This window comes from Nocardia shimofusensis NBRC 100134 (genome assembly GCF_001613125.1).
Taxonomy (GTDB): Bacteria; Actinomycetota; Actinomycetes; order Mycobacteriales; family Mycobacteriaceae; genus Nocardia; species Nocardia shimofusensis.
This window is the reverse complement of sequence record NZ_BDBT01000027.1, coordinates 43871-66656: the sequence shown is the minus strand read 5'-3', so window position 1 is coordinate 66656 and position 22786 is coordinate 43871. Positions and strand designations below refer to the sequence as shown.

The 22786-nt window shown below is 68.0% G+C and carries 25 protein-coding genes; 11 read left to right on the top strand and 14 right to left on the bottom strand.

Annotated features, from left to right (window positions below; all coding sequences use genetic code 11):
• Positions 1-768, top strand: coding sequence for an enoyl-CoA hydratase/isomerase family protein (locus NS3_RS22520; RefSeq protein WP_067863004.1), 768 nt, complete (start codon positions 1-3; stop codon positions 766-768).
• Positions 769-965: 197 nt separating this feature from the next.
• Here NS3_RS22520 and NS3_RS22515 read toward each other — a convergent pair whose 3' ends face one another.
• A complete protein-coding gene (locus tag NS3_RS22515; RefSeq protein WP_067863002.1) occupies positions 966-1730 on the bottom strand; it encodes an SDR family NAD(P)-dependent oxidoreductase in 765 nt (254 codons plus the stop codon).
• Positions 1731-1803: 73 nt separating this feature from the next.
• Here NS3_RS22515 and NS3_RS22510 point away from each other — a divergent pair, with 73 nt between their 5' ends.
• Positions 1804-2949: a thiolase family protein gene (locus NS3_RS22510; protein ID WP_067862999.1), complete on the top strand. Its 1146-nt coding sequence runs from the start codon at positions 1804-1806 to the stop codon at positions 2947-2949.
• Positions 2950-3149: 200 nt separating this feature from the next.
• A complete protein-coding gene (gene meaB, locus NS3_RS22505; RefSeq protein ID WP_067863137.1) occupies positions 3150-4058 on the top strand; it encodes a methylmalonyl Co-A mutase-associated GTPase MeaB in 909 nt (302 codons plus the stop codon).
• Positions 4059-4116: 58 nt separating this feature from the next.
• Here the strand turns inward: meaB and NS3_RS22500 are convergent, their stop codons facing one another.
• Positions 4117-4932: an NAD(P)H-binding protein gene (locus NS3_RS22500; RefSeq protein ID WP_067862997.1), complete on the bottom strand. Its 816-nt coding sequence runs from the start codon at positions 4930-4932 to the stop codon at positions 4117-4119.
• Between the two features lie 174 nt (positions 4933-5106).
• Here NS3_RS22500 and NS3_RS22495 point away from each other — a divergent pair, with 174 nt between their 5' ends.
• On the top strand, positions 5107-5523 hold the full coding sequence (locus tag NS3_RS22495; protein WP_067862993.1) for a group III truncated hemoglobin: 417 nt from the start codon (positions 5107-5109) through the stop codon (positions 5521-5523).
• Between the two features lie 184 nt (positions 5524-5707).
• On the opposite strand, the gene NS3_RS22490 is transcribed toward NS3_RS22495, so the two are convergent.
• From NS3_RS22490 to NS3_RS22475, 4 genes are all read right to left on the bottom strand, one after another.
• Positions 5708-7099: a hypothetical protein gene (locus tag NS3_RS22490; protein ID WP_067862990.1), complete on the bottom strand. Its 1392-nt coding sequence runs from the start codon at positions 7097-7099 to the stop codon at positions 5708-5710.
• The gene (locus NS3_RS22485; protein ID WP_157101476.1) at positions 7096-7602 is read right to left on the bottom strand and encodes a hypothetical protein; all 507 of its coding nucleotides are present in this window, start codon (positions 7600-7602) and stop codon (positions 7096-7098) included. The genes NS3_RS22490 and NS3_RS22485 overlap by 4 nt, the downstream gene beginning before the upstream one ends.
• Before the next feature lie 67 nt (positions 7603-7669).
• On the bottom strand, positions 7670-8491 hold the full coding sequence (locus NS3_RS22480) for an acyl-CoA thioesterase (RefSeq protein ID WP_067862984.1): 822 nt from the start codon (positions 8489-8491) through the stop codon (positions 7670-7672).
• 40 nt (positions 8492-8531) lie between these two features.
• Positions 8532-9188 (bottom strand): TetR/AcrR family transcriptional regulator, encoded by a 657-nt coding sequence (locus NS3_RS22475; protein WP_067862981.1) that lies wholly within the window; start codon positions 9186-9188, stop codon positions 8532-8534.
• Between the two features lie 175 nt (positions 9189-9363).
• On the opposite strand from NS3_RS22475, the gene NS3_RS22470 reads away from it, so the two are divergent.
• From NS3_RS22470 to NS3_RS22455, 4 genes are all read left to right on the top strand, one after another.
• Positions 9364-10362 (top strand): acyl-CoA dehydrogenase family protein, encoded by a 999-nt coding sequence (locus tag NS3_RS22470; protein WP_067862978.1) that lies wholly within the window; start codon positions 9364-9366, stop codon positions 10360-10362.
• Positions 10346-11524, top strand: coding sequence for an acyl-CoA dehydrogenase family protein (locus NS3_RS22465; protein ID WP_067862975.1), 1179 nt, complete (start codon positions 10346-10348; stop codon positions 11522-11524). The genes NS3_RS22470 and NS3_RS22465 overlap by 17 nt, the downstream gene beginning before the upstream one ends.
• A gap of 82 nt (positions 11525-11606) precedes the next feature.
• Positions 11607-12392, top strand: coding sequence for an enoyl-CoA hydratase (locus NS3_RS22460; protein ID WP_067862972.1), 786 nt, complete (start codon positions 11607-11609; stop codon positions 12390-12392).
• A 58-nt stretch (positions 12393-12450) separates the two neighbouring features.
• A complete protein-coding gene (locus NS3_RS22455) occupies positions 12451-12954 on the top strand; it encodes an MTB12 C-terminal domain-containing protein (protein ID WP_067862970.1) in 504 nt (167 codons plus the stop codon).
• Between the two features lie 85 nt (positions 12955-13039).
• Here NS3_RS22455 and NS3_RS30160 read toward each other — a convergent pair whose 3' ends face one another.
• Entirely contained in the window at positions 13040-13618 is a 579-nt protein-coding gene (locus NS3_RS30160; RefSeq protein WP_245649751.1) for a TetR/AcrR family transcriptional regulator, read from the bottom strand.
• Here NS3_RS30160 and NS3_RS30155 point away from each other — a divergent pair.
• Together NS3_RS30155 and NS3_RS22440 are read left to right on the top strand one after the other, a co-directional pair.
• Positions 13538-14269, top strand: coding sequence for an NAD(P)H-binding protein (locus NS3_RS30155; protein WP_245649750.1), 732 nt, complete (start codon positions 13538-13540; stop codon positions 14267-14269). The two genes, NS3_RS30160 and NS3_RS30155, sit on opposite strands and share 81 nt — an antisense overlap.
• A 9-nt stretch (positions 14270-14278) precedes the next feature.
• Positions 14279-15292: an alpha/beta hydrolase gene (locus NS3_RS22440; RefSeq protein ID WP_084495835.1), complete on the top strand. Its 1014-nt coding sequence runs from the start codon at positions 14279-14281 to the stop codon at positions 15290-15292.
• A 48-nt stretch (positions 15293-15340) separates the two neighbouring features.
• Here NS3_RS22440 and NS3_RS22435 read toward each other — a convergent pair whose 3' ends face one another.
• From NS3_RS22435 to NS3_RS22405, 7 genes are read right to left on the bottom strand one after another with little or no spacing between them, the layout of a single operon-like run.
• Entirely contained in the window at positions 15341-16240 is a 900-nt protein-coding gene (locus NS3_RS22435; RefSeq protein ID WP_067863128.1) for an acyl-CoA dehydrogenase family protein, read from the bottom strand.
• A gap of 5 nt (positions 16241-16245) precedes the next feature.
• Positions 16246-17364 carry an acyl-CoA dehydrogenase family protein gene (locus NS3_RS22430; RefSeq protein WP_067863125.1) on the bottom strand — a complete coding sequence of 373 codons (1119 nt, stop codon included), beginning with the start codon at positions 17362-17364 and terminating at the stop codon, positions 16246-16248.
• A 13-nt stretch (positions 17365-17377) separates the two neighbouring features.
• Entirely contained in the window at positions 17378-17794 is a 417-nt protein-coding gene (locus tag NS3_RS22425; protein WP_067862965.1) for a nuclear transport factor 2 family protein, read from the bottom strand.
• Complete coding sequence (locus tag NS3_RS22420; protein WP_067862962.1) at positions 17781-18998, bottom strand: metal-dependent hydrolase family protein; 1218 nt, start codon at positions 18996-18998, stop codon at positions 17781-17783. Before NS3_RS22420 ends, NS3_RS22425 begins: the two co-directional genes overlap by 14 nt.
• 3 nt (positions 18999-19001) lie before the next feature.
• Entirely contained in the window at positions 19002-19349 is a 348-nt protein-coding gene (locus NS3_RS22415) for a hypothetical protein (RefSeq protein ID WP_067862959.1), read from the bottom strand.
• Positions 19336-20601 carry an aromatic ring-hydroxylating oxygenase subunit alpha gene (locus NS3_RS22410; RefSeq protein WP_067862950.1) on the bottom strand — a complete coding sequence of 422 codons (1266 nt, stop codon included), beginning with the start codon at positions 20599-20601 and terminating at the stop codon, positions 19336-19338. Before NS3_RS22410 ends, NS3_RS22415 begins: the two co-directional genes overlap by 14 nt.
• A gap of 34 nt (positions 20602-20635) precedes the next feature.
• Positions 20636-21154, bottom strand: a complete 519-nt coding sequence (locus NS3_RS22405) for a carboxymuconolactone decarboxylase family protein (RefSeq protein WP_067863123.1) — start codon at positions 21152-21154, stop codon at positions 20636-20638.
• Between the two features lie 278 nt (positions 21155-21432).
• Between NS3_RS22405 and NS3_RS22400 the strand changes: the two genes are divergently transcribed.
• A complete protein-coding gene (locus tag NS3_RS22400; protein WP_067862947.1) occupies positions 21433-22776 on the top strand; it encodes an ABC transporter substrate-binding protein in 1344 nt (447 codons plus the stop codon).
• The last annotated feature ends 10 nt before the right edge of the window (positions 22777-22786 follow it).

Here is a 22786-nt window from a genome sequence, read left to right as displayed (position 1 = left end):
ATGTACGACCTTCCCGACGTGATCGAGGTCCGCGCCGACGGCCCGATCCGCGTCATCACGCTGAACCGCCCCGATGCCCTCAATGCTGTGAACGACGACCTGCACACCGCGCTGGCCCAGCTCTGGCCGCGCCTGGACGAGGATCGGCAGGCGCGTGCCGCAGTGCTGACCGGCGCGGGCAAGGCGTTCAGCGCGGGCGGCGACTTCGCCTATCTCGCCGAGCTCGCCGGGGACGAGAATCTGCGCGCCAAGACCATCGCCCATGGTCGCGCCATCGTCCTCGGCATGGCACGCTGCCGCATCCCGGTGGTGGCGGCGGTGAACGGCCCCGCCGTCGGATTGGGTTGCAGTCTGGTCGCTTTGAGCGACATCGCCTACATCGCCGAATCCGCCTACCTCAAGGACCCGCACGTACAGGTCGGCTTGGTCGCCGCCGACGGCGGACCGCTCACCTGGCCCCTGCACACCAGCCTCATGCTGGCCAAGGAGTACGCCCTCACCGGTGCGAAGATCACCGCCGAGCGGGCGCGGGAGATGGGGCTGGTCAACCACATCGTCGCCGATCCGATGGCGGAGGCGCTGGCCTGCGCCAAGCGCATGGCCGAGTTGCCCAGGCAGGCGGTGGAGAGCACCAAACGTATGCTCAACCTGCACCTGGAGCGCGCGGTGCTGGCGACGCTGGACTACGCGAACATCGCCGAGGACCAGTCGTTCCAGACCGCCGATTTCCGGGCCACCATCGCCCGGCTCACGTCCGAAGGCGACTGATCTACATCTGCCTTTCGAGATCGTTGCCTTCCACCGGCTGTCCTCGCGTCGAACGCCGATGATCTTCGTATCGGGCTCGTTGCCGGTGCCCCCTGACGAGAGCGGTGGCGGCATCCCGTAGACGATCGACCGAGCCGCACCGGTCGTTGCTTTCGGTGCGGCTCGGTCGAAGCGCGTCGACGGCACGCGGGGCCGGGCTATTTCGGTCCGAACCGCAACGCGCCGTCGAGGCGGATGACTTCCCCGTTGAGGTAGTCGTTTTCGATGATCGACTGCGCGAGCTGGGCGTACTCCGTGGACCGGCCCATGCGCTTGGGGAAGGGCACCTGCGGTCCCCAGTACTGCTCGAGCTGGTCGGCGGCCTTGCCGTAGGCGGGGGTGTTGACGGTGCCCGGCGCGATGGTGACCACCCGGATGCCCAGCGGCGACAGATCGCGGGCGGCGACCAGGGTCATGCCGACCACGCCGCCCTTGGCCGCGGCGTACGGCAGCTGCCCGATCTGACCTTCGTAGGCGGCGATGGAGGCGGTGTTGACGATGACGCCGCGCCCGCCTTCTTCCAGGGGTTCGGCCTCGGCGATGGCGGCCGCCGACAGCCGGAGGACGTTGAAGACGGCGGTCAGGTAGTACTCGATGGTCGTGCGGAAGCCGTCCAGCGCCAACGGCTTTCCGTCTTTTCCGATGAGCCGGCCGCCCTGGGCGGGGCCGCCGTGGGTATCGACCGAGATGCGCAGCGGGGCGAGCGATCGGGCTTCGGCGATGGCGGCGTTCACCGAGTCCTCGTCGGTGGCGTCGGTGTGCACGTACCGGACGCCGAGCTCCTTCTCCAGCTCGCGGCCCTTCTCGTCGGCCACATCCGCGACCACGACCTTGGCGCCCGCGGCGACCAGCCTGCGCGTGGTGGCCTCACCGAGTCCACCGGTACCGCCGACCACCAGGGCTGAGCTTCCACTGATCTGCATGTCGCGACCCTCTCTTGAAACTGAACTCTCGTGTTGAGAGAATTATATTCTCATACGTGATTGGAGTGTCACCATGCCTGAGGCCGTCATCGTGTCCGCGACCCGGACCCCGATCGGAACCGCCAGGAAAGGAACGCTGCGCGATACCGACGCCTTCGAGCTGGCCCGGCACATCGTGGGAGCCGCCGCCGAAGGGCTCGACCCGGACCGCATCGACGACGTGGTCCTCGGCGAAGGCCGCTACGGCGGCGGCGTGCTCGCCCGCCACGGCGCGATCACCGCGGGACTGACCGGGGTGCCGGGGCTGGCCCAGAACCGCCACTGCGCGGCGGGGATGTCGGCCGTGCAGACGGCCGCCGCGTCGATTCGCGCCGGCATGGACGAACTGGTCATCGCCGGTGGGGTGAACTCCGATTCCACCGCGCCCCGAGCGCGATTCAGGACCGGTCCGGACACCTGGGCGGACCCGTGGACATCGCCGAGCCACCCGGACCGCCCGGACGCCCCCGCCATGGACATGTCGATCACCGTCGGTTGGAACACGGCGGTGAAAGCGGGGATCTCGCGCGAGGAGATGGACGCCTGGGCGCTGCGCTCGCACCGCAACGCCATCGCCGCCATCGACGAGGGGCGCTTCAAGGAAGAAATCGTCCCGATCCAGACCCCGCACGGGCTGTTCGACACCGACGAGCATCCCCGCCGCGACACCAACCTCGAGCGACTGGCCTCACTGAAGGTGCTGCACCCCGAGATCGAGGGCTTCTCCATTACCGCGGGCAACGCCTCGGGCGCCAACGACGGCGCGGCGGCACTGGCCGTCGCCAGCGATCGACTCGGACTGCCTGCCCTCGGGGTCATCCGAGGCTGGGCGAGCGTGGGCGTCGATCCGTACGACACCGGTCTCGCGCCCATCCAGGCCATCACCAAAGCGGTTGCGCGCGCCGGGGTCTCGCTTTCGGATGTCTCGCTGATCGAGATCAACGAGGCGTTCGCGTCTGTTCCGCTGGCCACGATCGCGGCACTGGATCTGGACGCCGACCGGGTCAACTTCAGCGGCAGCGGGTGCTCGCTCGGCCATCCCGTCGCGGCGACCGGTGCGCGCATGATCGTGACCCTGGTGCACGAACTGCGCCGTCGCGGCGGCGGCCTGGGGATAGCGGCGCTGTGTGCCGGCGGCGGCATGGGATCGGCCACAGTCATCGAGGTCCCCGCGCCGTGAGCGAGCCGGGCGGCGAATTCGTCGCCGTATCCGAGGGCGCGACGAGTGCCGTCGTGCCCTCGGCGGATGGTCCGCCCACCGCGTCCGGTGCCGAGGTGTCCCTCGGCGTCGCCCCCGATGCGGCGCCGCCCCGGAGAGCGGGGGCCGTCCCGGCCGAGGTCGCGGATTCGGATGCCGAGCCGACGCCGGACGACGACGGAGTGGCTGATCTGCTCGCGAGGGCCAGGGCGGGATCGCCCCGTGCGCTAGGGCGACTGCTCACTTCGGTCGAAGGACCGGCCAGTGCGTCGGTGCGCGACGCGCTGCGGGGGGAGTCCGCCTCGGCACTGGTCATCGGCGTCACGGGACCACCCGGAGCGGGAAAGTCGACCACCATCTCGGCATTGGTGGGCGCATACCGGCAACGGGGTCTGCGCGTGGCCGTGCTGGCCGTCGACCCGTCCTCGCCCTACAGCGGGGGCGCGCTGCTGGGGGATCGGATCAGGATGGATCGACACATCGACGATCCGGGCGTCTTCATCCGTTCCCTGGCTGCCCGCGGCCACCTCGGCGGCCTGTCCGAAGCGGTACCCGCGGCCCTCGCCCTGCTCGCCGCGGTCGGCTACGAGGTGGTGCTGCTCGAGACTGTCGGTGTCGGCCAATCCGAGATCGAGATCGCCGCAGTCGCCGACCCCACGCTGGTGGTCCTGAATCCCGGTGCGGGAGACGCGATCCAGGCCGCCAAGGCCGGTCTGCTCGAGGTCGCCGACATCCTCGTGGTCAACAAGGCCGACCGCGACGGCGCCCAGCAGACGGTCCGCGATCTGCGCGCGGAGGCGTCCGTCCCGATCCTCACCTTGATCGCCGACCGTGGCGTCGGCGTCGGCGAACTGATCACCGCCATCGATGCCCACCGCCGCGCCGAGACCCGCGATCGTCGCACGGCCCGCGCCCGCGCCCAGATCCTCTCTCTCGCCCAGAGCCGGCTACGCGGGCACAGCGACCTCGACCGGCTGGCCGATGCGGTCGGCGCCGGGGCGCTGGATGCCTATTCCGCCGCCGACACGCTGCTGTCGACGCCAGCCCACCGTTGCCTCGACACGGGGACCAACCCGTCGCCGAGCAGGTGAGCGTGGGTCGGAGTGCTCACCCCTCGGCGGCTACGGCTCAATCCCCCGGTAGCTCCCGTCAGTCGACAGCGAAACGCGCGGCGTTGTCGGCGGCCCACCGGGCGAAGGTCGTCGCGGGCCTGCCGGTGATCTCCTGGACGCTGGTGATCGGCAGAGCTGACGCCGGCACGTCGAAACTGGTCAGAACGTTGTCGACGTACCAGGTCGCGGTGTCGCCCATGGCGGGGGTCAGAACGGCGATGGTCTCCTCACGGGATGCCCGCTGGAAGGTGATGCCGCGACCGAGTGCCTCGGCGAGATGCCGGACCAGGTCGGTGCGGGTGAGGATCTCCGGCCCCGCCAGCGGGTAGGCACGGCCGAGATGTGCGTCGGTCAGCAGGGCGGTGGCGGCGACAGCGGCGATGTCGTCCATGGCGATCGGCGCGCTCGCGGCCTCGGGCACCGGCTCCAGGACAGCGCCGGTCTCGCGGATCTGCTGCGCCCAGATCAGGGTGTTCTCCATGAAATCCCCCGGCCACAGATGAGTCCAGGCCATGCCGCTGTCCTCGACGGCCGTGCAGACGCCGCCCCGCCAGCTCTCCGGTTCACCGGAAAGATCGACGACATGTCGCACACCGGCCGCGCGGGCCAGCGCGAGCACCTCGGCGACATTGTCGGGTGTGGGCGCCAGGTACATCCGATCGACCCCTTCGAATGCCGCGGGCAGGGTGTCCGGTTGCCGCAGGTAGCCCTCGGCCACCTGCACCGCGGAGGGGAGCGCGGCCTTACGCGGGTTGGTGGTGAGCGCCCGAATGTCGTTGGCGCCCAGCGCGAGCAGGTGGTCGACGACCTTGCGGCCGATATTTGCGGTGGCCCCTGTCACCAGGATGGTCATTTGCGCCCTCTCCGCTGTGGATGGCTGAACCATTCCATCCTGCCAGTGGTACCAGCCTGTCTCGTCCGTCTCACCGGCCTGAGCGCCGGTGGTCCCGGACTACCATCGGTAGTAGGCCCGCCGCGCGAGCGAGGTGACCCCGGGCCCCACACCCGGCTGGGCGAGGAGGATTCGATGACAGTGCAGACGGAGCGCGGCGATCTCACCACCCGCGCGGACATCGAAGCACTGTTGCGCGCCTTCTACTCCCGGGCGCTGATCGACGAAGAACTGGTCGAGCCGTTCACCGAGCTTCGCGAGAAGGGCCTGGAATCCCACCTGCCGGTGATGTGCGACTTCTGGGAAACGGTGTTGTTCGGCACCAAGACCTACCGCGGCAGCGCGCTCGCGGTCCACACCCGCCTGCACCAGCAGCACCCGCTCACCGTCGCGCATTTCCAGCGCTGGCTGGCTTTGTGGACCGAGATTGTCGACGAGCGGCACGCCGGACCCTTCGCCGCACGCGCGGTACTCCAGGCGTCACGCATGGCGCGGGCGATGAGCCGCCAGATCACCAAGGATCGGAGCTGGGCCTTGGGCGGTCCGGCCTGACCACGCCATACCTGAGTCGGCCTTCTTCGCGTGGGCACTCGATCAGCTCGTAAGGGCTGAAGAGGTGGCCGATCGATCGGTGTGCGCGAGATAGTCGCTGTTGGGGCGCTCGAGGTATCGGCGCATCTTGCCGAGGGGGAATACCTCGCCGATGCAGGCCGATGATGAGGCATAGTGCAGCACCTCATTCCGTGCCTGCATGATCCGGCGCATCCCGAGGGTCGGCAGGTTTGCGGGCCATGCGACGGTCACGGTGTTCCGCGACACGGTGACCAATCGCTGCGGCCATGGTGTGCAGCGGCAGCGGGATATCGGTACCGGCGCGGAACGGTTCCGGCCAGCGGTCGCGATACCTGAGGTACTGGATCAGGTCACCGGAGGTAGCGGATCCGCGGCCGGAATCATCGCCTGTCAACCAATCCGGCAACGAGCTGGTGAAGTCGTCGATGTACCGCGAGCCTACGCGCCAAGCGTCGGCGAGTGTCTGATCGGGCCGATCCTCGATTAGACAGACCTCGTGTCCGATCAAGATGTCCAGGATCGGGCGGCGGAGACGGAACTGCCACGCCGCCGACTCCAGTTCTCTCCAGTCACTGCCAGAGTATGACCAGGATGCGGCGATCCAACCCGCATCGCGAAGTTCCTCGATGATATCGGCATCCGGTGGCAGGAGTTCGGAAACAGCTCCCACGGTCAGCCGTGCGCCCAGCGATACCCAAGTGGCTTGGTGCTTGTCGAGCAGCCATTGCGGCAGCCGTTCCCTCAAGAAGGAGAGGATACCGGCCCAGCGTTGCGGGGCAGGAAGATGTTTGGCGAAGACCGGCACCAATGCGCAGCGCTCCACCGTTTGCAGGGTCTGGAATGCCAGGCGGACTGCGAGCAGGCGCAGCTCGATCTCACCTTGCCCAACGGATCTACTCCACATGTCGCCGAAAGCTATCTGCACGGCGATGGCGTCCGCTTCGATTTCTTGTGCGAAGGCGTTGTACGCGGGCGGGATCGTGGACTGTTCCAGCCACTGATTATCCCCTTGAAAGTGCTGATGGCCGGCCATGGCGTGCCCGAGTTCGTGGGCGATGACGAAACTTGTTGCCTCGAGGCAGATTCGAGATGCGATCATGCGATCATATCCGGCCGAAATGATGTCGGCTCTGTGTAGCCGGCCGTGAAGGAAGAATTGGGACATCAGTGTCGCGTAGTAGCGTTCGAATGCCGCACCGGTGTGTGCTTCGTCGGCGGCAACCTCGAAGACTGTTCCGTCGAAGTGATGGGCGAAGAATTTCGCCCCGAGCAGGATGGAGTCTTCGAGTCCGCTGTCGACGAGGATCGCGTATTCGTCCTCGACCGGCCGCAGTTCGGTGGTGCAATAACCGGTGGGGAGCCTCTCGATCCAGACTCTCGCCATCGCCTCGCGCGCGCTGCCTCTCGATTCCGCGGTCATGGCCATGACTCGACGCCGCAGCAACGTGACGATCGCGGCGACCACCGGATCCTCCGGCTCGTCCGCCGTCGGCTCGTCGTCGCAGACGATCATTCGATGAAACTTGGCCCACTTCCGGGCCTTCATCGCCGTCATCTGTCCGGGCAGAGCCTGTCGAGTCCTCGTCTGGTGATGATGATCGCGACGATGGCGGCCGGAATCTGACCGTAGAGGCTCAGCAGGATATCGACGATCGTCGCGAGTTCGGTGGCTTGATCGCGGTCCAACGATGCGCGTAGTTGCACAATTCTCTCGTGCGAGCACAGCCGTTCGCGGATCTCGGACTCGTGCTTTTCGAACCACAGGCGTCCGGTGCGCAGGTAGCGTCCGAACTCGGACGGCCGAACGCCCAAGGTTTCGCCGAAGTGGGAGGCGCCGAGTTCGGCGTACAACTGTTCCTCGTCCAAAGCCTGGAACTTACCGAGTAGTTGGCCGAGCTCATCGTCCGCGTCCGGTCGGTCGTTGGTCACGAAGTTCCCTTCTGCGAAGACGAGTCGAGCACCTGCCGGGTTGTACGCAGCGAAATAGCCTCCAGGACAGATGCGTCCATGCTGCGAGTGAGGGGCGGACCGCCAGCATAGCGAACGTCGCTTCTTCACGAAACCGTAGATGACCGGACGAGGACCGCACCTGCGACTCCCGCGGTGGCCGCACCGGTTGGAACTGTTACGACGGTAGCCGGACCATCGCCTCCTGAGCGTAGGACGCGACCAGATCGCCGGCTTCGGTGAGGATGTCCCCGCGCCCGAAGCTGCGCCCGTGGGCGAGGATCGGACTGTGCTGGCGCAGCAACAGCCAGTCGTCGGTGCGGAATTCGCGGTGGAACCACAGCGTGTGGGAGGTGACTGCGGAGAGGAAGGCGGTGCCGTTGCCGCTCTGCGAGAAACTCTCTTGGGGCAGCAGGGCGGTTCCGATGAGGGTGAGGTCGGTGGCGTAGGACGCGAGGGCTTGTGCCAGCTGCGGGTCGACGGCGGGGGTGCGCATCCAGAACTCGAATTCCGGTGCGCTGCTGCCCTTGTCGTCGATATCGCGGGTAGCGCGGATCTCCCAGGGCAGCAGATCCCAGTCGGCCTTGTGCTCGGCCGAGGGCAGCGCGGGCACCGGTTCGGTGGTCTGGCGCCGCGGTCCGTCTTCGGGGGCGTGCAGGGAGATCGACGCGGTGGCGATCACGCCCGAAGCCTGTTCGGCGACGATCGACGCCGAGGCGAAGGTGCGGCCGGCGTGGTGGCGGCGTACGCGGTAGCGGATCGGCTCCTCGGAGCGGCCTTCGCGCGGAAACAGCGCGTGCAGGGATTTCACCTGCTTGTCGGGGAAGCTCGACGCCGCCGCGCGGACGAACTGGCCGAGGATCTGGCCGCCGAACACGCGGTGGTAGGTCAGGTGCTGGTTGCTGCCCTCGAACACGGTCTCGGCCTCGCCGGAAGTGTCGGGGGACGGTACTCGTGTGATGTCGAGGCAGTCGACAAGATCACTCCACAGGTCGGACATGACCTGAGTGTATGTCAAATTCTCGCAAACGAGAATGGCATTACCGCTCGGGAGTGAACCCGTGCGCGCAGAAGTTCCATACCTCGGTGGCGGTGATGGGGTTCTGAGTCTCCTCGTCGGGATTGCCGTTGGACTGCGCGGTGAACATGACTGTCTGCATGACCATCGCGGCCATTCGGCGGGTATTCACACCGGCGCGCAGCTGTCCGGCTCCGGCCGCCTCGTCCATCAACTCGGTGAACAGCGCCAGCATCGGCGCGTGGCCGAGCTTGACCTGGGCGGGATGGGAGACCAGCAATCGCGGGGCGAACTCGGTGAACAGCGGGCGCTGCGCGACCGGGTCGGGGCGGCACAGTTCGAAGAGCAGTTCCACGACGACCTGCAGCTTGTGCAGTGGATCGGTCTTGCCTTCGGTGGCTGCACGCAACTGTTCGGACGTCCGGGCCAGGGTGTCCTCGAACAGGGCGAGCAGCAGCTCGTGCTTACCGTCGAACTGCAGGTAGAAGCTGCGCAGCGACTGGCGTGACCGATCGACCACCTCTTGCACGGTGAAATCGGTGGTGCCCTTCTCGGCGATGATCGCCTGGGCTGCGTCCAGGAAGCGTTGCACGCGCTCTTCGGCTCGCAGTTTCGCGGTGCGCAGCGAGCGTTCCACGGCGCGTTGCTTCCATGCGGGCTCTTCGCCGGGGCTGCTCACGGGCGCCTCATTCCTGGGTCAGCGGAAGAGAACATGAACGCACTGTACCGGAGGGATGCTCGTTTCCGGTGGTTCTGAGCAGCAGACTTCCACCTAGGTAATGCTTCACTTTCTCTCAAAGAGAATGCTATTCTCGCACGATCCCGCAGCGGACCAGGCAAGGAGGTGAGTCCGGATGCTCTTGGAGTTCGACGCCGATCAGCGCCTGTGGCAGCACACCGTCCGCGAGGTGCTCACGCGACATTGTCCGGCCGCGCTGATCCGCGAGGTCGCGGACAAAGGCGCGTCGACGGAAGCGCTGTGGCGCGTCTACACCGAGCAGGGGTGGGGCGAACTCACCGATCCCGCCGAGGCGGTGGAGCTGGGGATCGTGCTCGAGGAGTTGGGCAGGCACGCCGATCCGACGCCCTTCCTGGCGACGGTCACCCAGTTCGCACCGCTCGCCGCGGGATTCGAGTTGGCCGGCGCCGCGGGTGCGGCGGTCTACGAGGGTGTCGGCGTGCATCACGACGGCAACAGCTGGGTGCTCACCGGCACCGCGCGCCATGTGCTCGACGGTGATCGCGCCGACTGGCTCGCGGTGCTCACACCGTCGGGGGTGTTCGTGGTGCCCGCGGCATCGGCGATCATCCGCCGCGAGCAGGTGTTCGATCCGCTGCTGCATCTGGCCGAGGTGACTTTCGCCGCGGTGCCGGTGCGCGACGACGCGAAAGCCGACGCCGATCCCGAGAAGGCGCGTCACGTGGCGCTTGTGGGTCTGGCCATGACCACGGTCGGCGCCTGCGCGCGGGTGCTGGAGATGGTGCTCGAGCACGTCCGGGGGCGGACCCAGTTCGGGGTGCCGATCGGAAGCTTCCAGGCGGTCAAGCACAAAGCCGTCGATATGCACGTCGCTATCGAAAGAGCGCGGGCCCTGGCTTATTTCGCGGCGATGACGATCGCCGCCGACGATCCGCGCCGACGCCTCGCCGCTTCCATGGCGAAAGCCGCGGCGGGCGAATGCCAGTCGCTGGTGTTCGCGCACGGCATGCAGTTGTTCGGCGCGATGAGCTTCACCTGGGAGAACGACCTGCAGTTCGCGCTCAAGCGGGCCAAGGCGGGCGAGCTGCTGCTCGGTGGCGCCGCGCACCATCGCGCCCTGATCGCCGAGGAGTACCGTGCGACTGACTTTTGAGGCCGAGGTCGAGGGATTCCGCGCCGAGTTCGTGGCCTTCCTCGCCGAGCACGCCCCCGACGAGAGCGCCGCGCTCGCGCAGCGCCCGGTCTCCAGCGCCGATGTGCCGGAGTGGGCGCGGCAGTGGCAGCGCACCCAGTTCGACCACGGCTGGTTGCTGCCCGGCAATCCGCCGGAGTTCGGCGGACGCGACGCGACCATCCTGCAGCAGTACGTCCACCTCGAGGAACTGTCGCGGCGGCGGATGTATCACAGCTTCAATCCGCAAGGGCTGGGCATCATCGCGGCGTCGCTGCTCTCGTTCGGCACCGAGGAACAGAAGCGGGACTGGGCGGTGCGGATTCTGCGCGCCGAGATCACCGCCGCGCTCGGGATGAGCGAACCCGGCGCGGGCTCGGATCTGGCCGGCTTGCGCACCCGCGCGGTGCTCGACGGCGACCACTTCGTGGTGAACGGGCAGAAGGTGTGGACGTCCGGCGCGCACGACGCCGACGTGCTGCTCACCTTCGTACGGACCGATCCGGACGCCCCGAAGCACAAGGGCATCAGTGTCCTGCTCATCCCGACCGACACGCCAGGGGTGACCCGCAGGCCGTTCGCCTCGCTGTGTGATCCGTCGGACCTGGACTTCAACGAGGTCTTCTTCGAGGACGCGCGGGTGCCCGCGGCGAATCTCGTCGGCCCTCTGCACGGCGGCTGGCAGGTGGCCAACGGTTCACTCGGACACGAACGCACCCTGCTGTGGTTGAGCTTCGCGGACCGCCTGCAGGATCTGATCACCGACTTCCGGCCCATCACCCCGCTCGACCGCGACAACTACGCGCGCTTGGTGATGGACACCCTCTCGTTGCGGCTGCTCGGCTCCGCGGCGCTGGCGGACGCGGCGCGTGGCGAGCAGGACGTGGCGGGGCTGTCGGTGCTCAAACTGCTCGGCTCCGAAGCGGTTCAGCGCGGTGCCGAGTACGCCTTGGACTCCGCGGGCGCGGAGGCGTTGATCCATCCCGCGCTGACCGCTCCGTTGCAGCCGCTGAACTACGACAACTTCGTGCGCGGCTGGTTCGAGCGCTATGCCCGTACCTTCGCCGGAACCATCGCGGGCGGCACATCGGAGATCCAGCGCAACATCATCGCCGAGCGCGTGCTCGGCCTGCCACGCGGATGAGAGCTGTCGCCGTGACGGCGACGAGCCGCATCCCCCGAACCACCGACGAACCGAGCCACCGACAGACCGAGCTGAGGAACCGATGTACATCCGCTACGAGGTGAGCGAACGCATCGCCACCATCACTCTCGACCGGCCCGAGGCCGCCAACGCGCAGAACGGCGAACTGCTCGACGAGCTCGACGCCGCTTGGAGCCGCGCCGCGGCCGACGACGAGGTGTCGGTGATCGTGCTGCGCGCCGAGGGCAAGCATTTCTCGGCCGGTCACGACCTCAACGACAAGTCCTGGCCCGACCCGAGCAGCATCACCCTCGACACCATCTACAGCCTGGAAACCCGCCGCTACCTGGAGTACTCGCTGCGCTGGCGCAATGTGCCCAAACCGTCCGTCGCCGCGGTGCAGGGCCGGTGCATCGCCGGCGGACTGCTGCTGTGCTGGCCGTGCGACCTGATCGTCGCCGCAGACGACGCCAAGTTCTCCGATCCGGTGGTGATGATGGGCATCGGCGGTGTCGAATACCACGGCCACACCTGGGAACTCGGCGCGCGGCTGGCCAAGGAGATCCTGTTCACCGGCCGCCCGGTCACCGCCGAGGAAGCCGAGCGGGTGGGCATGGTCAACAGAGTCGTGCCCAGGGCCGACCTCGACTCCGCGACCAGGGAACTGGCTGCCCAGATCGCGAAGATGCCGCCGTTCGGCCTGCGTCAGGCCAAACGGGCGGTCAACCAGACGCTCGACGTGCAGGGCTTCTACGCCGCCATCCAGTCGGTGTTCGACGTCCACCAGACCGGTCACGGCAATGCGCTCAGTGTCAACGGCTACCCGATTCTGCTGAAGCTCGACGAGATGAAGGCCGCCATCGAGTAGCGCCGTCCCTTTCCGTAACCCCCGCAACAACAGCCCTTCCAGAATCGAGGACCCCCTCATGCGTTACTCCCTGCGCCGCACCGCCGCGGCTTGTTTCGGTCTCGCGCTCGCCGCGTCGGTCGCCCTGACCGGCTGCTCCGACGATGAGAGCACCGAAGCGAAGGAGACCACCACCTCGGCCGCCGCGTCGACCACCAGTGCCGCCGCGGCCGCCGACCCGGCCGCGATCGACGAGATCAAGGCCACCTACGCCACCTTCTTCGACTCCACCAAGACCCCCGAGGAGCGGGCCGCCAAGGTGGAGCAGAGCGAGGCGTTCCTGCCGGTGCTGCAAGCGCAGGCCGCCAACCCGCAGTCGGCCGGTCTGGGCGTGGAGGTCTCGAAGGTCGAACTGGTCGACGCCACCAACGCCGCGGTCACCTACACGCTGGTCATGGGCGGCAACCCGGTGCTGGCCGACCAGGCGGGCGAGGCGGTCAAGTCCGGTGACCAGTGGCTGGTCGCCGCCACCACCTTCTGCACCCTGATGGCCCTGCAGGGCGGAACCTCGTCGGCCTGCTGATCGAGCGGGGGGCGACAGCCGAGGCCCGGGGCGGACACAATCCGCCCCGGGCCTCGTCTCTTCCCGTTCACCTGCAAGCAGGCCGCTACATGGAGTCGATCCAGCGCTCCAGTCGACGGCCCTCGATTTCCATCAGCTCCGGGTCGCGGAAGGTGTTGGTGAGCAGCGAGATTCCTTGGTAGGCGGCGATCAGGGCGACGGCCAGCTCGCGGGAATCGGAGCGGCCCATCTGCGCGAACTGTTGCTCGGACCAGTCCACCAGCGCACGCATGACATCGGCCAGTTCACCGTCGAGGCCGTCACCACGCTTGTCGAGTTCGGTGGCCAGGGTTCCGGTCGGACAGCCGAATTCCGCCGCCGTGTAGCGATTTTCGGTCCAGCCGCGCACCATCGCGCGCAACCGGTCGGCCGGGTCTTCGAGACCGTCCAGCTCGGCGATCATCTCGTCGAGCGTCCGGGCGTGCGCGCCGATCGCCGCGCGGACGAGCTCGTCCTTGGTTTTGAAGTAGTAGTACACATTGCCCACCGGCACATCCGCGGCGCGCGCGATGTCGGCGATGGTGGTCTTCTCCACGCCCTGCCGATGGAACACTTCGGCGGCCGCGGCGGCCAGCCGTTCGCGCTTGCCCGGGCGTCCGGCACGCTGCCGGAGGGGGTGCGGCACGCGCCCGTCGACCTGACGAATGCCGCGGAGCCGGCGCCCGTCTTGCAGGGAGCGTCCACGTTGTTCCTGCTCATCGGGCCGGGGGCCTTCGGGGCGGATGTGCCCGCGATCCTCGCGGCCGCACGTGCCGAGGGGGTGACCAGGGTCGTGCTCCTGTCGTCGCAGGGTGTGGCGACCAGGCCGGACAGCGCATCCCACGGGCAGTTCGGCAAGGCCGTCGAAGTGGCGGTGCAGGAGTCGGGGCTGGCGTGGACATTGCTGCGGCCGGGCGGATTCCAGTCGAACGCGCTGTGGTGGGCCGAGCAGGTGCGCAGCGAGCGGGCGGTCAGCGCGCCCTTCGGTGATGTGGGCGTGCCCTTCGTCGATCCGGAAGACATCGCGGCGGTGGCGGCGGCCGCCTTGCGCCGGGACTGCCACACCGGCCGGACCTATGTCCTGACCGGGCCTGCGCCGGAACCGCCGCGCGAGCGGGCGCGGATCCTGGGGGAGGCTCTCGGCGAGCCGGTGCGGTTCGTGGAGCAGACGCCGGAGCAGGCACGGGAGGCGATGCTGACGCAGATGCCCGCAGACGCGGCTGACACAACTGAGCATCCGTCGCCGACTCGCTGCCCCCGGCGTGTGCTGCCGCTGGATTCCGGGACGCTTCGATAGCGTGCGCGAATGCACGATACGAACCTGGTGAGGGGATGGAAGTGCAAGCGGGGCATCGGCTCGCTGCGAGGTAGGTTTCGCAGGGCCGGTGCGGTTGTCGCGGCGGTGATGCTGACGACCTGGGTCGGCGGGGCGGTGGCCGATGCGGCGCCGGTCGATGCCACGAAATTACAGGCCCCGGCCGGTGGGTACGAGGAACTCGTTGTGCCGTCCGGTATGGGGCCGATCAAAATCCAGGTGCAGTGGGCGGCGCGCGGTGGCGCTTCGGCGCTCTATGTGCTCGACGGCCTCCGTGCGCCGCACGATCACAGTCAGTGGATCAGCGATACCGGTGTGCTGCAGCGGTTCGCCGGTGACAATGTCACGCTGGTGTTCCCGGTCGGCGGACACTCCAGTTTCTATACCGACTGGTACCGGCCGAGCAGTACCAACGGCCAGGTCACCACGTACAAGTGGGAAACCTTCCTCACCGAGGAGTTGCCCGCCTTCCTCGCGGGATACGGGGTCTCGCGGACCGACAACGCCATCGTGGGCGCGTCCATGGGCGGTGGGGCGGCCCTGACGCTGGCCGCGCACCATCGCGACCAGTTCAAGTTCGCCGGGTCTTTCTCCGGATTCCTGAATCCGACCTTCCCGATGTGGAACGAGGCGATCCGCGCGGCGTTGTGGGACGAGGGCAGGTTCAACGTGGACGACATGTGGGGCCCGCCCGGCGACCCTGCCTGGAGTCGCAACGATCCGACGGTGCAAGCCGAGCTGCTGCGCGGTCTGCCGATGTACGTGTCGGCCGGCGCCGGCCTGCCCGGGCCCGCCGATGTGCCGTACGGGGTGGGCAACACGATGAACGCGATGGGGCTGGAGTTGATCGCCAGGGCCGCCGCGCGCATCTTCGGCGATCGAGTCGCGGCGCTGGGCATCCCGGCTCGTGTCGAGATCGTCGACGGAACCCACACCTGGCCCTACTGGGAACAGGCGCTCGCCGCCGCGCGTCCGATGATTCTCGACGTGCTCGGCGCCCACTGACGGCCGTCACGGGGCGCTCACCGAACGCGGCCGGGTGGCGGTCGAAGGTCAGAGATTCGCCAGGCGCGGCCCTTCCGCCCGCCGTCGGACTTCCGTCCCTGCTTCGCGGACGAGTTCGCGTGTGCTGCCGAGCAATCCGTCGAGGACGAGGACTCGCCGCACATGCCGGTGCAACTCGTGCTCTGCGGTGAAGCCGATGCCGCCGAGGACCTGCTGGCAGTGTCGTGCCGCGGTGGTTGCCGCTCGGCCCGCGGCGGCCTTGGCCAGGAGCGCGCCGAATTCGCCGTCGGCGTGGGCGAGTGCGGCCTCGGCGCCGTCGAGGGCGACCAGGGTTTCGGCCAAGCGGTGACGCACGGCTTGGAACGAGGCGAGCGGGCGACCGAATTGAAGCCGTTCGAGCGCGTGTGTGCGGGCCAGCGAGAGCATGGCGTGCCCGGAGCCGAGCAGCCACCAGCCGAGGGCTCTGCGGCCGGCTGCCAAGGGAACCGACGCGATACTGTCGGCCGTCTCGTCAGCGGCCGCCGTGTCATGGGGTGACTCGACGCGGGTCGCCTCGCGATCGATGATGCGCAGCGGTAGCTCTTCGTCGATGGAAGATCCGGGGTGGGGCGAGGCCGCACCGTGTGGTCGGAGAGTTCGGGAACGTTCCCAGATCACCCGACGCCCGCCCGCGAACGGCAGCGCGACATCGGCCGGGAGACCGGGGTCGGCGGCGCGCAGTACGTCCACGAGCACCGAGGCGTGCGATCCGGTTTCGCCGAGTAGCCGGAATACGGTCTGGATGGCGGGAGCCGGGCTTTCGGCGAGCATGTCGAGCCAGCCGAGTTCGTCCAGCGCTCTGTCGAGTTCGACGCCGGTCGTAGCGCTCATCGCCGCACGGAGGACTTCGGTGAGCAGTCGCAGTTCGGCGCCGTCGAGCGCGGGAGCGCCTTGGGCTGGGTCGGGCATGGGATTCACTCCTTGCCGAGGTCGAGCAGGCGGCGGGCGATGATATTGCGCTGGATCTCGGCGGTGCCGCCGTAGATGGTCGCGGCGCGGGAGTAGAGGAACTCGGTGCGCCAGGGGGAGTCGTCGAGTTCGATCACGCCGGGCAGGAGGTCGCGGGCGGTGTCGAAGAGGCGTTGTTCGGCTTCGGCGAGCAGCACTTTGTCGACCGAGGTCTCGGGACCGAGCCGTTCACCGGCAGCGAGGCGGCGTTGGGTGGCGTGCGAGCGGCAGCGGACCGTGTGCAGGGCGAGGAAGGCCGCGCCGAGTTCGGTGTCGGTGGCCTCGGCGGCGCCGGGGATCTGGGTGAGCAATTGATCGAAGCGGGTGAACAGGTAGGCGATGCGGTGCCAGAAGCAGGTGGAGCGCTCGTAGGGGAGCAGGTCCATGGCCAGGCGCCAGCCGTCGCCGGGGTTGCCGAGCATGCGGTGGCCGGGCACGACCACGTCGTCGAAGAACACCTCGGCGAACTCGTCGACGCCGTGCATGGTGCGCAGCGGGCGCACGGTGATGCCGGGGGAGTCCATGTCGACGAAGAAGGCGGTGATGCCGTCATGGCCCGGGCCGGTGCGGGTGAGCAGGACGCAGCGGGCGGCGTACTGGGCCAGACTGGTCCACACCTTCTGGCCGGAGATCACCCAGTTCTCGCCGTCCCGAGTGGCTTTCGTGCGCAGCGAGGCCAGGTCGCTGCCGGAGCCGGGTTCGGAGAAGCCCTGGCACCACTGTTCGCTGCCGGAGAGCAGCCGGGGGACCATGGTGGCGGCGAGTTCGGGGCGGGCGTAGGCGATCATGGTCGGGGTCAGGACTTCGACCATGGACCAGATGCCGGGCTCGGCGAGGTCGCGGGAGGCGATCTCCTCACCGAGCACGGCGCGCAGGGCAGCGGGTCCGCCGAGACCGCCGACCTGCTCGGGCCAGCCGTAGCGCATCCAGTCGCCGTCGTAGAGGGCGCGCCTGACCCGAAGCAGCTGCTCGACCTGTCCGTCCAGCGAGTGATCGGGGCCGGGGGTCAGGTCGTGCTGGTCGAGCCACGCGCGCAGGCTCGACCGGAAGCCGGCGATGTCGACAGTCGGGAGATCGGTCGCCATGTCGGTCACGACCTCACCCCTGGGAGCGCTCGAAGGCGTGCGGGATACCCGAATCGTGGTCGCCGTTGCGGCGGATGAAGGTCATCCGGCGGGTCTTGATGCGCCAACCGTCGGGGGTGCGCTCGAGGGTGTCGGTGTAGTAGCCGATGCGCATGTCGTGGCTGCTGTGCTCGACGAAGCACAGCGGTTGGGTGCCGGTGGCGGTGTCGCCGTCGATCTCGAGTACCGGAAGGCCGGTCAGGAAAAGACCTTTGGGGGCGGCGGCGACCAGGTCGGGGAAGACATCGAGGGTGTAGGTGTCGCCGAAGGCGCTGTAGGTGCCGTCGGGGGTGAACACGGCGATCAGCCCCTCGATATCGCCCTGGGTGATGGTCACCGCGTAGCGGGCCAGCACCTGCTGGATCTCGAGCAGGTCGTCACTTCTGGACATAAATCTTTCCGCCTTTCATCACGAAGCGCACGTCCCTGGTCACGGTGATGTCGTCGAGCGGGTCACCGGGGACGGCGATGACATCGGCCAGCTGACCTTCGGCGAGGCGGCCGCGGTCCTCGACGCCGATGAGTTCGGCGCCGCGAATCGTGGCCGCGCGCACCACGTCCAGCGGCGGCAGACCGCGTTCGACGAGCGCGACGAGCTCGTCGGCGTTGCGGCCGTGCGGGATGGCGGGAGCGTCGGTGCCGACGGCGATCTTCACGCCCGCCTTGTAGGCGGCCAGCACGGAGGTGCGGGCCTTGGGGAACATGACGGCGGCCTTGGCCTGCAGGGCCGGATCGGCTCTGGAGACGTCCATCGCGTCGGCCAGCCGGGTGGTCGGGACCAACCAGGTGCCGTTGGCGACCATCAGGTCGATGGCGTCGTCGTCGATGAGGAAGCCGTGCTCGATGCAGTCGATGCCGGCCGCGACGGCGTGGGCGACAGCTTCGGCACCGTGGGTGTGCGCGGCGACCTTGAGTCCGCGCCGGTGCGCCTCGTCGACGATGGCGCGCAGTTCCTCGTCCGAATAGTGTTGCGCGCCGGGCGCTCCCGTCAGCGACATGACGCCGCCGGAGACGCAGATCTTGATCAGCTGCGCGCCGTGCTTGATCTGGTACCGCACCGCCTTGCGGACCTCGTCGACGCCGTTGGCGATGCCCTCCTCGAGGGTCAGCTTCAGCACGTCGGGGGCGAAGGCGGAGAACATGGTCGGGTCCAGGTGACCGCCGGTGGGCGTGATGGCATGACCGGCGGGCACGATGCGCGGACCTTCGATCCATCCGGCGTCGATGGCCTTGCCCAGCGCCACGTCCAGCAGATAACCGCCGGTCTTCACGAACAGGCCGAGGTTGCGCACGGTGGTGAATCCGGCCCGGAGCGTGCGGCGGGCATTGCCGACCGCGCGCAGCACGCGCAGTGCCGGATCGTCGGTCACGCTGGAGGCCAGACCGGTCTCCCCGCGCCCGCCCATCAGCAGGTTGACCTCCATGTCCATCAGGCCGGGCAGCAGGATCACCTCGCCGAGTTCGACGACCTCGCCCTCGACCGGGCCGCCGACGCCGACGATGCGGTCACCGTCGACCCGCAGGATGCCCGGCCGCACGATCTCGCCGGAGTCGACATCGAGCAGCCCGGCCGCCCGCAGCGTCAGCGCAGGCATCGCTCAGACCACCGGCTCGCGGATGATGTCCAGATGGGCCGCGCCGGAATCGGGCACCCGCGCCTGCTTCCAGACCTCGATCGGGAAGGACACCATCACCAGCGACTGGAGCAGATGGAACAGATGGCGGCCCTCGTCGGGCAGATCGTTCCAGTCGTACTTGCTGTCGATGAAGTCCAGCGCTGCCTGCAGGCGCGGCATGACGGTGTCGTAGACGTCCTGCATCTCCTCCATCGTCGAGGCCAGCCGCTTGGCGTAGCGCTCGGGCTCGGTGGCCAGGATCCAGTCGGCGAACCGCTCGAGGTCGGCGAACTCGGCAGGCAAATGCTTGTGCTGGTCAGTTGTTGCCATCGCGGTACTCCTCGACGATCTTCTGGGCGGTCTTGTGCAGGTGGCGGAGCAGGATCTCCTGATCGTTGAGCGGGAAGTCGGTGACCTCGCGGGTGGCGATCATGGTCTGGGTGGCCTCCAGGGTGTTCGCGTCCTGCAGCGCGTACTCCTTGAAGGTGACCGCGGCCAGCTCCTGGGCGAGCCGCTCGCGGGCGTTGCTCGCGGGCACGAAATACAGGTTCGCCTCGAAGATGTGGCGGTCCACGGCGGTCGGCCAGTAGTGGTAGGTCAGGAACCAGCCGGGCGCCCAAAACAGCAGGGAGAAGTTCGGGAAGATCTCGAATTCGTCCACGCCCCAGGCGTTGTGGCCTGCCGGGTTGAGGCCGGGCGGCAGCGTGTCGAGGCCGTCGATGCCGGGGCGGTCCCAGGGGCCGAACAGGCCGCTGCGCAGTTCGCGCTCGATCGGCTTGACCATCATGGGATCCTTCGGCGGCGCCATGCCGCCCCAGGACGAGATCATCGAATGCGGTGCGGCGATCTCGTAGTGCAGCGCCTCGAAGCCGTAGCCGGCCAGCTTGTCGGCCTCGTCCTTGACCGCCTGCTTCTGGTGCAGCACGGGCGCGTGATAGAACTCGGCGAAGGCGTCGATGAACAGCTTCCAGTTCGAGCCGATCTCGGCCTTGTAGCTGTAGACCTCGCTCATCTTGTCGAACGGGTAGCCCTCGAGGCCCTTCATCATCGGACCCAGGTACTCGGTCAGCGGCTTGGCGTTCTCGTCGAGATTGACGAAGATGAAGCCTTCCCAGACCTCGCAGCGCACCGGCTTGAGGCCGAACTTGTTCTTGTCCAGGTCGAAGAACTCGCCCTCCTGCTGGACGTAGGTCAGGTCACCTTCCAGGCCGTAGCGCCAGGCGTGGTATTTGCAGGTGAACTGCCTGCAGGTGCCCGCGGTCTCCTCGTTGGGGAAGTCGTCCCACACCAGCTTGTTGCCCCGGTGGCGGCAGATGTTGTGGAAGGCGCGGACCACGCCCGCCTTGTCCTTGACGATGATGAGCGAGGTGCCCACGCAGGCCAGCTCTTTGGTGAAGTAGCTGCCGGTCTTGGGCAGTTTGTTCACCCGGCCGACATTGAGCCAGCTCTTGCGGAAGATCGCCTGGCGTTCGTCCTCGTAGAAGGCGGGGTCGATCGAGTCGGTGTAGTCGACCGGATCGGTGCCCAGTTCGGGATAGTTCTGCGTCCAGCTACCCGCGGCTGGTTTGGTGAAGTGGGGCAAGACAGTGCCTTTCGTGCTAGTGCTCGAAGCCGTACTAGGGCTTCACGCCGAAGGTGTTGAAGGCCATGGCCAGGGTGGTGTAGCCGCCGACGGTGAAGACGAAGTCCATCGCCTGCCGCTCGTCGAGGTGATCTCTCAGCGCGGCCCAGGTGGCATCGGTCAGACAGGTGTGCTCGGCGAGCTCGTCGACCGCGGTGAGCACCGTCTGGTCGAACGGGTCCGCGCAGGCGCCGCTCTGCGCGGCGGCGACGTCCGCGGGGGTGAGCCCGGACTTCTCGGCGATCTCGAGGTGGTGCTCCCACTCGTAGGCGCAGTTCGCGCGGTGGGCCACCCGTAGGACCGCCAGTTCGCGCAGCCGCGCCGGGAGCGTGGATTTGAACAGCAGGTACACCCCGAATTCGAGGAACGCCTCGAGGAGATCGGGATGACGCACCATGGTCGACATCGCCGGGCCCGCGCCCTCGGGATTGCGCCGATCACGCGGGAGCAACCCCTTCAGCGCCTGGCGACTGCGGTCGTCCCATTCGTCGGCGGGCAGCGGTGGCAGCCGCATCGACACCTCCTAGGAGAATCGGATTCTCATAAACCGACCAATAGATTTTCATGACCGGCGGCGGGTGTCAACGCTGGGTCGACGTGGGGGGATGCGGGGCGTTCGGTCGGGCGCGGACTCCCCGGTGTCCTTCGGCCGCAGATCCGCGGACACATTGCTCTACGAATTCGGACTATTGATTCTCCGATTCTGAGAGGATAGTTTCCGTACAGCGGTGGCGTCGGGCGCGAGCCGCGAAGGAGGAACAGGTGAGATCCCAGCGAATACTCGTCGCGCTGATGGCCGTCGCGCTGGTCGCGGCGGGCTGCGGCCGTGACGGCGGCTCCACGGAAAGCGAGGGCGGGCCGGCGGCTACGGTCTCCGGTGACTTCGGTGACCTGTCCGGTATCTGCGGGCCGGGCGAGGCGAAGGACGCGACCGCGCAGGGTGTGACCGGCACCGAGATCCAGGTCGGTGTCTTCTCCGACATGGGCTTCACCAAGAACCCCGAGTTCGACGCCGCCGCCAAGGTGTTCACCTCGTGGTGCAACGAAGCGGGCGGCGTCAACGGGCGCACCCTGACCTACAAGATCCGCGACTCGAAGCTCACCGAGGTCCGCCAGCGCATGCTCGAGGCCTGCCGTGAGGACTTCTTCCTCGTCGGCGGCGGATCGGCCCTGGACGGGCTCGGGGTGAAGGACCGGCTGTCGTGCCTGTTGCCGGAATTCCCCGGTCAGGTCGCGCAGATCGCCAACATCGGCTCGGATCTGCAGTTGGCGGTCGGCGCCTCGGCGGCCGAGAACGTCAATCCCTACGCGGGTTTCCAGCAGTGGTTGATCGAGACCGCACACCCGGGCTCGGCCCAGGCGATCGGCATCATCAACGGTGATTCGCCGGTGACCAAGGCGATGGGCCCGAAGATGGTCGAGTCGCTGCGGGCCGCGGGCGCGCAGATCGTCTACGACGAGCTCTACCCCGCCTCCGGCGTCGCCGACTGGACTCCCTACGCGCAGGCCATCAAATCCAAGAACGTGCGCGGGCTGATCTTCTTCGGCGACTTCCGTAGCCTGGCCAAGCTGGAGGAAGTCCTCACCGGCATGGACTACAAGCTCGACTGGATCGACGCCAACGCCAACGCCTACAACCCCGACTTCATCGAGCTGGCCAAGAGTTCGCTGGGCGCGCAGAACAACTACGCCGACCTCAGCGGCATCGCCCCGCTCGACGCCGCCGACCAGGTGCCCGCCGTGCAGCAGGTGCTCGACCTCTACGAGCGCTACGCCCCGGACGCCGCGATCACCTTCCCCGCGCTCAAGGCGATCCAGGCGTGGGTGCTGTTCGCCAAGTCCGCGACCGCCTGTGGCGACCAGCTGACCCGCTCGTGTGTGCTGGAGACCGCGCGCAAGGAGACGGCGTGGACCGGCGGCGGCCTGCTCGCACCGGTGGATCTGTCCACGCCGCTCTCGGAGCAGCCGCGCTGCTTCAACGTGCAGAAGGCGACCCCGGAGGGCTGGCGGGGCGTGGACTTCGGCGCCACCGACGGCGTGTTCCGCTGCGGGGTGACCCCGTACCGCTACGCCACCGAGGTCGGCAAGCCCATGACGCTCGCCGACGTCGGCAAGACCATCGACGACCTGGAATGACGGGGCGGAC